This is a genomic window from Paenibacillus thailandensis (assembly GCF_042685365.1).
Lineage (GTDB): Bacteria > Bacillota > Bacilli > Paenibacillales > Paenibacillaceae > Paenibacillus_AP > Paenibacillus_AP thailandensis.
Map to the genome: position 1 here is coordinate 54,148 of NZ_JBHUMY010000005.1, position 12,331 is coordinate 66,478.

The following is a 12,331-nucleotide window of genomic DNA, read 5'->3' on the forward strand; positions in this document are numbered from 1 at the left end:
AACAATTGCTCAACTTATATAGCATACCTAATCCAAACCCGAATATCAAAAAAATAGTCCCGGGACTGTTCGTCGCCGGAACTGTTTTCGCATGATGTTATTTTATCGTAATTTTCGTGACGGTCGAGTTTTCGCCTTCCAGCTCAACTTCCGTTCCTTTCGCAAGGTCGGACGCGTCGCCCTTAATCTTTACGTCGGAGCTGACGTTAAAGATGAGTACGGTTTCCGAATCGTCGTCGTCATCTTCCTGCACAATGGAGATCGCCGCCAATTTGCCGCTTGCGTTCAGCGTAATCGAGCTGATGACTCCGGTCTCTTCGAACGATTCGTCTTCCTCTTCGTTTTGATCTTCGTCCTCTTCATCGGCCGCTTCCGTCACTTCGATAAAGACGGCTTTGTTCTCGTAGGTACGAATAAACAGCTCATCGCCTTCTTCAAGAGCGCTTGCCTTTACTTTTTTCCCTTCGCGGAAAATAAAGGCATCGGATGCAAGCTCAAGCGTAAGCTCCGTGTCGTCGTCCTTGACGATCGTCATTTTGCCGTTTTTCGGCTCGGACTTCAGTTCGCCTTCGATGGCCGCAGCGTCATGATCCGGCAGCTCTTCGTCCGTGCGGTCGAGAAGGGCGGCCAGCTCGGCGCGGGTAACCGGCTGATTCGGGCGGAACGTATTGTCGTTGTAGCCGGTAATAATGCCTTTCTCAAGCGCTACGGCCACATAACCGACGGAACCGGCCGGAATCTTGTCCGCGTCCTTGAAGTCCAGCTTCGTGTTGCTTTTCTCCTTGGCTTCCTCCTCGAGACCAAGCGCTTTCACCAGCAGCGTCGTCGACCATAGGCGGGTAGCGTTGACCGCAGGATCGATCTTCGTTTCCGTTTCCGCGAACAGATCGTTCTCAAGCGCTACGGCAACGTAGCCTACCGCCCACGGATATTTCTTCTCGATCAGGTCGGCGTCCTTGAAGTTCAATTCCGTATCCATCGCGTCTTGCGCTTCGTCCTCAAGCTCCATGACCCGAACGGCCGCTACGATCGCTTCAATGCGGGAAATTTTTTGGTTAGGCTTGAAGGTGCCGTCTTCGTATCCGGTAAACACACCTTTGGAAGCGAGCCGCATGATGGATTCCGTGGCCCATTTCAATTCGGCTTCGTCTTCGAACTTCCAAGTCGCTTTATTGCCGTTGTTTTTCTCTTTTTCGCTGTTGCGGGATTCGTTGCCGCGGTCTTTATCGTCATGGCCGCCTTGCCCTCCTTGGGCGAAAGCCGCCGTGCCGCCGCCTGCCAGCACCAGCAATGCCATGGAAGACAAAGCCGTTTTTTTCAACATCTTATTATTCAACATAAAAAAAACCACCTCTCCTAAAACGATGTATAATCGAGCGCTGCGCTTGACCGGATAAATGAAGCCGTGTTTGCATCATTTTTCCTATGCCATAAGTTTCGCTGCAACCCGGTCCGTTTAGGAGGGTAGTTCATGAAATAAATATTCTTTAATGTTTCTCGGCGTTTTCGCGTTTCGCCTTCAGCCATTTCGGCGCGCCTTTATCTTTTTTGTTTTTTTCGCGAGCCGCCTTCGCTTTCGCGGACGGAACGCGGCCCGATCGGCTGCCTCCTGCCGCATGCTCTCCGGCTGCCGAAGCGCCGCTTCTGGTCCGCGCCTGCCGGGATGCCGCCTCCGGCTTCGTACCGTCAACGCGAATGGCTTGTGATCCGGCGCTGCCGGATTTAGCGTGACTGCCGGTTTCCATCGCGTTCGTCCCTCCATAAGCAGGGCCGCCGGTTTTGCCGGATTTGGCTCCGGCGTTCCGCAGTTTTGCGCCAGCCTGGCCGCTGCCGTCTCTGGCCTCTCCGGCGACGGCTCCGCTTCTGCCCGTTCCGAACCTTGCCCGGCTTCCTTCGCGGGCTGCCGCGGGATCGATCAGCTTGCCTCTGTACATCGCTTTTTCAGGCAGTTCGATATGAAGCGCTTTGCGGAACTTATCCATAATAAACCGTTCCTGCGTCGTGACGATCGATACGACCGTGCCCGGCTTGCCCATCCGGCCTGTCCGTCCCGCCCGATGCACATAATGGTCCGCGTCGACGGGAGGATCGATGTTGATGACGAGCGGCAGGCTTTCGATGTCAATCCCCCGCGCGGCGACGTCGGTCGCAAGAAGCAGCTGGCAGCGGCCGTCGCGGAATCTGGCCAGGGTCGCCGCCCTGCGCTGCTTGTCCGCATCCCCGTACAACGTTTCCACGGCGAAGCCTTCATAACTCAGCTTCGCTTCCCAGTTGGCGATATTGTTCGTATCGTTCACAAAAAGCAGCGCGGAACGCGGATTGAGCAGCCTGACCAGCCTGCGGACGATGTCCGTCTTATCTCTCCGTTCGCTGATCAAATAATAATGGTCGATCGTTTCGGACACGACGTTTTCAGGCGCAACTTGAACGGTCGCCGCGTCCTTCATCCAGCGGCTTTCCACACCGGCCATTTGCGGCGGACGGGTCGCGGAGAAAAAAGCGAGCTGCCGGTCCTTGCGGGTCGCCCATAATATCGTCTCGACCTCTTTCACCGAGCCGAGCTGGAAAACTTGATCGGCTTCGTCGACGATGACCGTTGCCGTCTGGCCCAGCTTCAGCTTACGCATATTGAGCAGCTCGTGAATGCGGCCGGGCGTCCCGACGACAAGCTGCGGATGCTTCTTTAATCTTTCGACCTGCCGCTTCAGCGACGCCCCGCCGATTAACCCGAGCGAACGGACGCCAAGCGGCTCGCCGTAAGCTTCCGCCACGCGAACGATTTGCATGGCCAGCTCCTGCGTCGGCGACAGCACGACAGCCTGCACCGCGTTAGAAGAAGCGTCGATTCGCTGAAGTACCGGAAGCAGATAGGCAAGCGTTTTTCCCGTTCCGGTCTGGGATTGCGCCATTAAGCTTCGGCCCGACAGCAATATAGGCAGCGCCTGCGCCTGAATCGGCGTCGGCTCCGCAATTCCGTTCTCCTCCAGCTTGTCAAGCAAAGGCTCCGCGACTCCAAGCTGTTTCCACGTTGTCGATATCATCTTTTCCATTCCATTCCTTCCGAAATCTATTCATACTATTTCCGGTTAAACATGCCTCTAAGCAGCCGGTCCGCCGTACGCGGCAGCAGCTGATACAGCCTCATGCCCGCAGCGGCCACTCGGGGCAGGTTCACTTCTTCCGCCCGGCGCTCCATCGCCCTGACGATCGCGCCCGCGACATATTCAGGCTCCATCATCAGCCAATTTACGTTTTTCACATAAGTGCCGTTTGGATCGGCCTGGTCGAAGAAAGGCGTCCGAATGGGCCCCGGATTGACGGAAGTGACCGTTATGCCGCTGTCCTTCAGCTCCATCCGCAATGCGTTCGTAAACCCGAGCACCGCGTGCTTGGACGCGGAATACGCCGTCGACTTCGGCGTCGCAAGCTTCCCCGCCATTGAAGCGACGTTGACGATATGTCCGCCTCCCTGCTTCAGCATGTAAGGGAGAACGGCTTTCGTCAGACGGACGGTTCCCATATAATTCGTATCCATCATCGTTACGAAGCTTTCGATCGAAGCGTCCGCAAACGGCTCGAACAATCCGAATCCGGCATTGTTCAACAATATATCGATCCTGCCGTACGAATCGATCGCCGCTTCCACCGTACGGCTGACATCCTCCATGCGGGTCACGTCCATCGGATAATACCCGCACGGACCCGCGATCGCTTCGGCCGCGGCACGCAGCTTCTCCGCGTTGCGGCCCGTCAGGACCGGCACGGCGCCGCGTTCGGCGAGGCGCTTGGCCGTTATCGCGCCGATGCCGCTTGAAGCGCCGGATATAAGCACGATTTTCCCTTTCAACATCGATCATCACCTTGCTTTAGTGTACTTGATCGAGCCCGAAGAAGCAAAAAAGAAGCTCCAAAGAGCCTCTTTCCAGTCACTGCGAACCATATAGCCTGCTATGATGCCACGATAACCTGAATATCCAATTCCCCGATGCCGTCGATAAGCAAAGGCACCGTCAGCGCTTTTTTTGCCGAGTAGCCCGCCGTTTGGGCGGAATGGAGCACTTTAGGAGGCGTAATGTCGACGCGAACGCCTTGATTAAACAGCAGCGTGCTGGCGTTCCCGCTAATCATGTTGCCGAGCTCGGATATGGCGCTTCTGCTCATTTCGTCCATTTCGGAAACGGCGAATCCCCCCATCATCGCCGACACCATTTTGAGCGCAACCTGCTCGCTTAGCCCAAATACAATATCCCCGTTCATCTGTCCGTTTAGCCCGATATGAATCCAGATGTAATTTTCGACGAATTGGACATCCTTTAAAGCCAGTTGCCCGGTCGAAGGTTTTACTTGGGCGACCTGTTCAATGACGACTTTCGCAGACTCCAGAAACGGATTTATATATTCTGCCTTCATACAACCGGTTTTCGCTCCTTTTCGACAAAATTCGCACCGTCTTGCTATTTGGTACCTATTATACTAAATCGACTAGGACAAGTATACCATTTATATGCAGTTTGAATCTTAGGACCTATGTAAAATTCCCCGCAAAAAAAACGATTACAGCTTACAAGACGGATCAGTCAATATGACGGAAGACATAAAAATCCAAGATCTCGCCGATCGATTACGCTAAACCGCAATTCCCCCGCCGAACAAAAAAAGCGCTTTAGACCCGTAACTTCGGCCTTTAGCGCTTTATCGCCAGTCGGATTAAACGGCAGCTTGGCTTCCTCTTCTTCTAAATTGCAGGCGGACGAGCCGCAGCTTCTCGTACATTGTGTCGATCGATTTGTCCTGCTCCGGCTTGTCTCCGTACACCTCGTGCAGGACCGGCTTCAAATAACGGTCGCCAAGCTTGCCGAACGCGTCCCATATCCGTTCGAGCTCCGATTCGGGAAGCGCGGCCAGCTCGGCTTCGACGAGCTTTTCGAAATGATACCCTTCCGATTCAAGCTGCTCCAGCCGGTCGACGATTTGACGGCGCGGCAAATCCAGCTCGGCCTGCAGCGAATCGAGAGAGCCCCCTTGCTGCGTCAAAGCCAATATTTTTTTCTTCTCCTGCTGGCGGTCCAGTTCGTATTTATGCTTGGCTTCCTTCTTCTGATATTTCCATTGCAAATAAACTTGCGGCTCCAGCTTCTCCGCGACCCAGCCAAGCGGAAAGCCGCTCGTGCGCTCGGCCTTGGCCGTAATCGCCAGCACCTCTTCGCCGTAAGCGGCATGCTTGCTTTCTCCCCAGCCCGGAATTTGCAGAAGCTCCTCTTTCGTCTTGGGCACAAAAGCGCTGATCATCCACAGCATCCGGTTGGTCGCGACCAGATAAGCCGATTTCTTCAACGCGGCGGCTTTGGCGCGACGCCATTCGCGAAGCGATTCGAACAGCTCCTGGTCCGCATGCAGCTCGCCGTAGCATTGCAGCATGCTCGAGAAGCTGCTTGCCGATGTCCGGTCTTCCAGCATGCCGTCGATAACGGGCACATAACCTTCCCTCATACGGGAAGCGGCGCCGTAGCGGAATGCGGCAATCATCTCCTCCCAGGACGAACCTTCGAACCAGGTGTCGGGAGCCGGCTTCGGACCGCTCTGTTCGAGCCACAAGATTGCCCATACGCCTTCCCGTTCGCAGATGGAAAGCTGGGCGCTTTGAACGCCGCCCTCCTCGGTCGCCTTCTCAAACGTATTCAAAAACACGATTTGCACTACAACCTCACTCCTTGTACATGATCGTTACAGCCGGAACGCGGCCAAGCCGATGCCTTCGTCCCGCCCTGGCCTACGGGCAGAAAAAAAAAAGCACCTCTCCCGCATATTGCAAGAGAGGTGCTTCCTCCACGTTCGGCTATAATTTCCCTTATACTACCATAAAACACGGTTAAAGACAAGCCGTTCATGCGATCCGTTCATTTGGGAAATACTGTTCAGGTATGTATGCCATACATTCATTTCCGAAGGAGGCATTTCCCGATGACCCGGTTCAAAGAAGAAGACCGTTCCGACTATAAAGAGCTGTCCACCGTCGAATCCCGGCGCAACGACCTTGCCGCGGAGGAGTTTCCCGACGGACCGTACGGCTCGGACATCCGCAGCGAGACGCCCGGCAAAAGCACGCCTTGGCGGGCCGATCAGCGGGCATCCAGCGCATACGGCTACGAGAACAGAGAGCTGCACAGCCGCCTGGACCGCGATTATGACGGCGAAGACAGCTTGACCAACGAACTGCCGAAAAAATCGGATCACCCGTAAGCGAACGAATAGCGGACGCCGCATTGCCAGCCAACCGTCGACGGCGTTTCGCGGCGCCGCTTCCTACCACTTCAGCTTCCCGCCGAATACGAGCGCATTGCCGATTTGCCGTCCCGGCGGCGTAATCGTTTGGCCTTTCGCGTACAGGCCGGATGACGCTCCTCCGTCCAAATTCATCGCTTGCTTGGCGCCAAGCTTCGCCATAATTTCAGCCCACTGCTTAATCGTGGCGCCCGGGACGGTGGCCAGCATAATGCTGCCGTCGTTCATAACGGCGATCCCGCTGCGCGCTCCTCCGCCGGTCAATATTTTATCGCTGGTGAAACCCTCCTTAACCGGATCGACCTGAACCTTGCCGTCCTTGACCAATGTAGGCCCGGCTCCGATCGCGGTATGAACCTGGCTCCAATCCACCGTTTTCCCGTCGGCGTTTGTCGTTTCGATTTGATAATCGACGGTCATGCCCGGTTTAAAACGGTCTGCCAGGGAAGCGTCCGAGCCGTTAAATACGATCACGTAACCGTCCTTAGGGATAGCCGCGTTTACGTTCGTTTCGATCTTCGTCACCACGCCTTTGCTGACCGTTATCATCTTGCCGTAGGCAAAGCCGATATGCGTGCCGCGGCGGGGGGTGAACAGTATGGCCGACGCTTTGCCCTTCTCCGGCGTCCGGTTGATGAAATAAGCGTACCAGCCGTTCGGATAGCCGAACGAGCCGTTCGTACCGCCTTTGATGCTGACCCGAAGCGTGTCCATCACGGCCTTGCCGTCCCATTGAAAACCGATCGTTGTGCCGGTGTTCCCGACATGCTCCATGATGCCGTCGCTCATAATCATGCCGTACGGTTCCGGAATGCCGCCATACGCTTCAAAATAAGTGCCGTTGATCGCGGCATCCGCATTATACGAGACGGCGATGTCCTTAAGTCCTTGCACGAGGCCGACCTTCCGCTGGGGCAATGCCGCCGTCACCGGCGTACCTTTCGGAACGGACACCGTCTGCACGTTGAAGGTTTTGCCGTTTACGGTCACCTTCTTCGCCGCTTTCGTAATGACGGCGGAGGAGGCGGGGGCCGTCACTCGAACGGGCAGCGTCAAGCTTCCTTTGTAACCGGGAGTCGATACTTTAATAACAAGTTTCGTGTTGCCCGAGGAGGCCGGAATCAGGACGCCGCGGCTATTCACCCGGGCGATCGCCGGATTGCCGGTCTCGTAATAAACGTTCACCGCCTCGGAAAGCTTGATTTTGTCGCCGACGGGGACCCTCGCGTTCAGCGGCGTCTGGACGGATGCGGCGGGATACGCGATATCGACCTGCTTCGCCGCCTCCGCGGCAGCGGCTTTAGAGGGCAGCAGGCCTGCCGGCACCGCCGCGGACGCGCCCGTCGCAATCAAGGCGGCCATCGCCGCGGCCTTTAATCCCCATGCAAGCTTTTTTGCGCCGTTTATGTTCTGCACCTGCTTCAAACTTCCTTTCAATCGGTTATATTCCACAGGTATATCGGCAAAAAAAGACGGCGGATGAACCCCTATTCCGTTCAGGTTCATCCGCCTATACCGAAGAACCCCGGCGTCCTTTGCAAAAGGCGCCGGGGTTCTTCGCTGTTTATTGACATTAAACTCTAGGGAAACCAAACGTATACTGCTTCGGCAGATCGATTTCTTTGCGAAGCGTAGCCGCGGCTTCCAGCGTCCAGTAAGGATTTCTTAACATTCCTCTTCCTACCGCCACAAGATCCGCATCCTCATTTCCGATCACGGCGTTCGCCAGCGACGGCTCATCCAGCCTTCCGACCGCAATAACCGGAATGTCAAGCGCTTGCTTGATCGCTCTAGCGAGCGGAACCTGATAGGCAACATGCGTCCCCGGTCTTCCTTCGGCAGCGATTGGCCCTTCGCCGCCCGCGCTTATATGAAACATATCGACTCCGGCTTTTTGGTACTCCCGGGAAAATGCGATGCTCTCGTTAATTCCATACCCGCCTTCAACATATTCCGCCGCGGAAATCCGCATAATCAACGGCATATTCTCAGGCATTTCGCTTTTTGCGGCCTGGATGACCTCTTTGCCGAACCTGGTCAATTCCTTTCCATATTCGTCCGTTCTTTTATTGGTTAAAGGCGAATGAAATTGGTGAATCAAATAACCGTGGGCGCCGTGAAGTTCAATCGCATCTACGCCGGCTTGAACGGCTCTCCGTACGGCCAGACGGAATTTGTTGACCATTTCTTTTACTTCATCGGTGGAAAGCGCTCTTGGCGTTTTCGACTTTTCGTCGAAAGGAATGGCAGACGGCGCAACGGGAACATCGGCATCTTCCGCTTTCCGTCCGGCATGCGCGATTTGGATGCCGACTTTGGCACCGTATTGATGGCAAGCTTCTACGATACGGGCCAATGCAGGAATTTGATCGTCCGACCATAACCCTAAATCGTAATCGGTAATGCGTCCGTCCGGTTCAACGTCGGTCATTTCGATAATAATGAGACCGGCTCCTCCAATCGCGCGGCTGACATAATGCGTATGATGCCAATCGGTGGCAATTCCGTCTTTATTCGTCACCGAATATTGGCACATAGGCGGCATGACCACGCGGTTTTTCAAAGACAATCCTTTGATTTGATAAGGGGTAAATAGATGTTTCACGGTAACAGCTCCTTCCATTCGTTTCACGAATAATAAATGCATGTGCATGCATATAATTTTAGCAGTTGATCAAATACCTGTCAAACGGATAGACCCGGAGAGTAAAAAAAGATGGAGTCTCCTAACCCGCTGCGGAATGACGCGCAGGCACGGCTACCCCATCATGAGTGAAACGGATGTATGAACGGTTCGAGTTCCTTTTGAATCGTCTTTCTGGCAAAAACTTTTTCGAGGGCTTCGTTCAGTGTCAAAGACGCCTTTTCAAGCTTCTCCTCGCCTTCCTGAGTTATCGAAGTGTAAATCGCCCTTCGGTCGTCCTCGCAAACATGCCTTTTTAATACTCCGCAGTCTTTCGCTTCGAACCGGCTCACCAGTCTCGACATCGCGCTTTGGCTCAAACCGACCATATTCTGAAGCTGCTGCAGCTTTAGTTTCTTTTTGGGCGCATCCGATAAAAACAACAGCACGTAAAACTCTTTCAAGGATATCTGATGTTTTTCTTGAAGAACACTTTCCAATTCATTCGTAATTTTTATTTGCAAATTGGATAGTGATAACCAATTCATTAACATTTGATTATTGGGCTTAGTATACATCTTTATCACCTTGTCGCTTCTGTTTTTCCAAGCATGCTTAACAACACTATAACAGGTTTTCATACGAAACAGAAGGCCGACGCGTCCGAGACAAATATTCCGGCAGGAATTGTTCTCCAGCCAAAAGAAAAGCTATCGAGATCGCTCGATAGCCTGTCAACAAGGAACGTTAGGATTAACCTATCATTTTTAACAAGGAAGTAAGCCGGTATTTTTCAAATAAAGTGGTCGCCGTATCCAAATTAACTTCCCATGAACATTCTTCAAGCGAGCATTCGACCGGGACGTCGGTATGAATCCGGGCCAAAGTTCTTGAAAGATGAAGCATGTCGAGATCGGCTTCGATCTTTGCTTTAACGCTTTTGGGGAGATTCTCCAAATTATGAAGGATTCCATCGATTGAATTATACTCGGCCAACAATTTTAAAGCCGTTTTTTCTCCGATTCCTTTTACTCCCGGATAATTGTCGCTCGTATCGCCGGTCAAGCCCTTCATTTCGACAACCTGGAAGGGATGAATGCCCTTATCTTCCTTCAAGAAATCCAAATCGTACACCGCATAATTGGATCTCCCCTTCTTCATAATGACGACATGAATCCGCTCCGTCACCAGCTGAAGCATATCCTGATCGCCGGTTAGAATGTACACATGGCCGTACTTGCTCATTTTTTGCGAGACGGTTCCGATGCAATCGTCCGCTTCGTATCCTTCGATTCCGATATTCGGAATTTGAAGAGCGGCTACTATATCCTTTACCAGCGAAAACTGCGGCACCAGATCCTCGGGCGCGTCGGGGCGGTTAGCCTTGTAATCGGAGTAAAGCTCGGTTCTGAACGTCTTGCTTCCCATATCCCAGCAACAAAGAACGTGGGTAGGATTAAACGTATTCACCGCATCAAAAAGATATTGGATAAACCCGTAAATGGCGTTTGTCGGCGTGCCGTCTTCCAGACGTCTTGAACTGTACGACTGGGCGAAATACGCTCTGAAAAGCAGAGCCATCCCGTCGACAATGAGTATTTTGTTATCATTCATGAAAGATACCATCCTCTATATCGGACTTTCTTGTATTGTAGTACTCCAGCCGCCGGGCAGCAATGTAAAATTATGCGAGCTAAGCGCGGCTGCGGATAAAATCCGCTATGCGCCGAGCCGCTTCCGTGAGCCGTGCTTCCTCTTCCACTAACGCAAGACGGACATGTCCTTCCCCTTCCGAACCAAAAGCTTCGCCGGGCACGGCGACGACTCCGGTCTCGCGGAGAAGCTCCTGCGCAAACCGCCGGGATGTCCAGCTGCCGGCAAGCTCCGGCAGAGGCGCCCAGACGAACATCGTCGCCTGAGGATACGGCACGGCCCAGCCTTCCCGCCGAAGCGCCGCAACGAACGTATTGCGCCGCTGCTCGTACAGCTTGCCGGCTTTCTGAAGCGTGGCGGACATTGCTTCGTCCAGCGCCGCGATGCCCGCCTCCTGTACCGGAATAAACACGCCGTAGTCGATATTTTCCTTCAGTTCGCGGAGCGCGCCGACCGCATCCTTGTTGCCGGCCAGAAAGCCGATTCGGCAGCCGGCCATGTTAAAGCTTTTGGACAACGAATGAAACTCGACCGCGTTATCCATCGCTCCCGGCACGCTCAGAATGCTTGGCGGCTCTACGCCGTCGAACGCCATTTCCGAATAAGCGAGATCCTGAACGACCAATACGTTATGCTTCCGCGCTTGATGGAGCACTTTTTCGAAAAAGGGGAGATCCGCCACGACGGATGCCGGATTGTTCGGGTAATTCAGCAGCATAAACTTGGCCCGTTCCCAAGCTTGCTGCGGAATCGCATCCAAATCCGGCAAATATCCGTTTTCTTTGCGAAGCGGCATCAAGATCGGCTCTACGCCGGCTAGCGCCAGCGAACCCGCGTAAATCGGGTACCCCGGATCGGGAAGCAATACGGCGTCGCCGGGATTGCACAGCGCAAGCGCCAAATGGGCAAGCCCGTCCTGCGAGCCCATCAGCGATACGAGCTCCCGCTCCGGGTCGACGGCGACGCCGAACCGGTAATCCATCCATTCGGCCGCTTTGCGCAGAAAGGCAGCCGTCCCTCTCGATCCCGGATAACCGTAAGCGTCGGGACGCAGAACCGCCTCGCCAAGCGCTTTCCTGACAGCCGGGGACGGCGGCCGATCGGGGCTGCCGATACCAAGATCGATCAGATCGATACCGGCCTCTGCCGCCTGCCGCTTCCACTCGGCCATTTCGGCAAAAATCGAGGAGCCGAGCCGGTCCAGCCGGTCCGCCCGCCATTTTCCGTTAGTTCCCACAACCGCTCACTCTCCCCAAGCTTGTTCGTACTCCTCTTCCTTATAACCGACCGTCACCCGCTTGCCGTCCGTTACGATCGGGCGTTTGATCAACATGCCATTAGAGGCAAGCAGCTTGTATTGTTCTTCTTCGCTCATCGACGGCAGCTTGTCCTTCAATCCAAGCTCCTTGTATTTCTCCCCGGATGTGTTAAAAAACTTTTTCAGCGGCAGCCCGCTGGCCGCAACGATAGCCTTAAGCTCTTCCGCCGTCGGCGTTTCCTCTACGATATGGCGCAGGTCCAGCTCACGACCCTTCGCCTGAAGCGACTTGACCGCATTGCGGCACGTTCCGCATTTCGGATATTGGTATACCGTTAGTTTTCTGCTCATGCTGTCGATCCTCCAAACATTCAATCCATCCAAAACCTTTAATCCAAAGGCTCTCAACCCAAGGGGCTTCGCCCCTGAAGGCCACCCCAAAAGGAATAACGATATCTTCACCGGAGACGCTAGTCCATCCATTCGTGCAAGGAGCGCTTGTGTCCCTGCGGGAC

The 12,331-nt window shown here is 54.3% G+C and carries 12 protein-coding genes; 1 reads left to right on the forward strand and 11 read right to left on the reverse strand.

Annotated features, from left to right (window positions below; all coding sequences use genetic code 11):
* Window positions 1-97: 97 nt before the first annotated feature.
* The 5 genes from ACFSW5_RS04725 to ACFSW5_RS04745 all read right to left on the reverse strand — a co-directional run bounded on the left by ACFSW5_RS04725 (window position 98) and on the right by ACFSW5_RS04745 (window position 5,697).
* Window positions 98-1,339 (reverse strand): S-layer homology domain-containing protein, encoded by a 1,242-nt coding sequence (locus ACFSW5_RS04725; protein ID WP_379270255.1) that lies wholly within the window; start codon window positions 1,337-1,339, stop codon window positions 98-100.
* Between the two features lie 148 nt (window positions 1,340-1,487).
* A complete protein-coding gene (locus ACFSW5_RS04730) occupies window positions 1,488-3,050 on the reverse strand; it encodes a DEAD/DEAH box helicase (RefSeq protein WP_379270256.1) in 1,563 nt (520 codons plus the stop codon).
* 26 nt (window positions 3,051-3,076) lie between these two features.
* The gene (locus ACFSW5_RS04735) at window positions 3,077-3,850 is read right to left on the reverse strand and encodes an SDR family NAD(P)-dependent oxidoreductase (RefSeq protein WP_379270257.1); all 774 of its coding nucleotides are present in this window, start codon (window positions 3,848-3,850) and stop codon (window positions 3,077-3,079) included.
* A 98-nt stretch (window positions 3,851-3,948) separates the two neighbouring features.
* Window positions 3,949-4,410, reverse strand: coding sequence for a chemotaxis protein CheX (locus ACFSW5_RS04740; RefSeq protein ID WP_379270258.1), 462 nt, complete (start codon window positions 4,408-4,410; stop codon window positions 3,949-3,951).
* A gap of 297 nt (window positions 4,411-4,707) precedes the next feature.
* Window positions 4,708-5,697, reverse strand: coding sequence for an HRDC domain-containing protein (locus ACFSW5_RS04745; RefSeq protein WP_379270259.1), 990 nt, complete (start codon window positions 5,695-5,697; stop codon window positions 4,708-4,710).
* 264 nt (window positions 5,698-5,961) lie between these two features.
* Here ACFSW5_RS04745 and ACFSW5_RS04750 point away from each other — a divergent pair, with 264 nt between their 5' ends.
* Entirely contained in the window at window positions 5,962-6,240 is a 279-nt protein-coding gene (locus ACFSW5_RS04750; protein ID WP_379270260.1) for a hypothetical protein, read from the forward strand.
* A 63-nt stretch (window positions 6,241-6,303) separates the two neighbouring features.
* On the opposite strand, the gene ACFSW5_RS04755 is transcribed toward ACFSW5_RS04750, so the two are convergent.
* The 6 genes from ACFSW5_RS04755 to ACFSW5_RS04780 all read right to left on the reverse strand — a co-directional run bounded on the left by ACFSW5_RS04755 (window position 6,304) and on the right by ACFSW5_RS04780 (window position 12,167).
* Window positions 6,304-7,698: a phosphodiester glycosidase family protein gene (locus ACFSW5_RS04755; protein ID WP_379270261.1), complete on the reverse strand. Its 1,395-nt coding sequence runs from the start codon at window positions 7,696-7,698 to the stop codon at window positions 6,304-6,306.
* Window positions 7,699-7,855: 157 nt separating this feature from the next.
* Window positions 7,856-8,887 (reverse strand): NADH:flavin oxidoreductase/NADH oxidase, encoded by a 1,032-nt coding sequence (locus tag ACFSW5_RS04760; RefSeq protein WP_379270262.1) that lies wholly within the window; start codon window positions 8,885-8,887, stop codon window positions 7,856-7,858.
* A gap of 161 nt (window positions 8,888-9,048) precedes the next feature.
* Entirely contained in the window at window positions 9,049-9,483 is a 435-nt protein-coding gene (locus tag ACFSW5_RS04765; protein WP_379270263.1) for a MarR family winged helix-turn-helix transcriptional regulator, read from the reverse strand.
* Between the two features lie 175 nt (window positions 9,484-9,658).
* The gene (locus tag ACFSW5_RS04770; protein ID WP_379270264.1) at window positions 9,659-10,519 is read right to left on the reverse strand and encodes a 5'-3' exonuclease; all 861 of its coding nucleotides are present in this window, start codon (window positions 10,517-10,519) and stop codon (window positions 9,659-9,661) included.
* Window positions 10,520-10,598: 79 nt separating this feature from the next.
* Window positions 10,599-11,729 carry an aminotransferase class I/II-fold pyridoxal phosphate-dependent enzyme gene (locus ACFSW5_RS04775; RefSeq protein WP_379270301.1) on the reverse strand — a complete coding sequence of 377 codons (1,131 nt, stop codon included), beginning with the start codon at window positions 11,727-11,729 and terminating at the stop codon, window positions 10,599-10,601.
* Between the two features lie 72 nt (window positions 11,730-11,801).
* On the reverse strand, window positions 11,802-12,167 hold the full coding sequence (locus ACFSW5_RS04780; protein ID WP_379270265.1) for an arsenate reductase family protein: 366 nt from the start codon (window positions 12,165-12,167) through the stop codon (window positions 11,802-11,804).
* Window positions 12,168-12,331 lie beyond the last annotated feature (164 nt).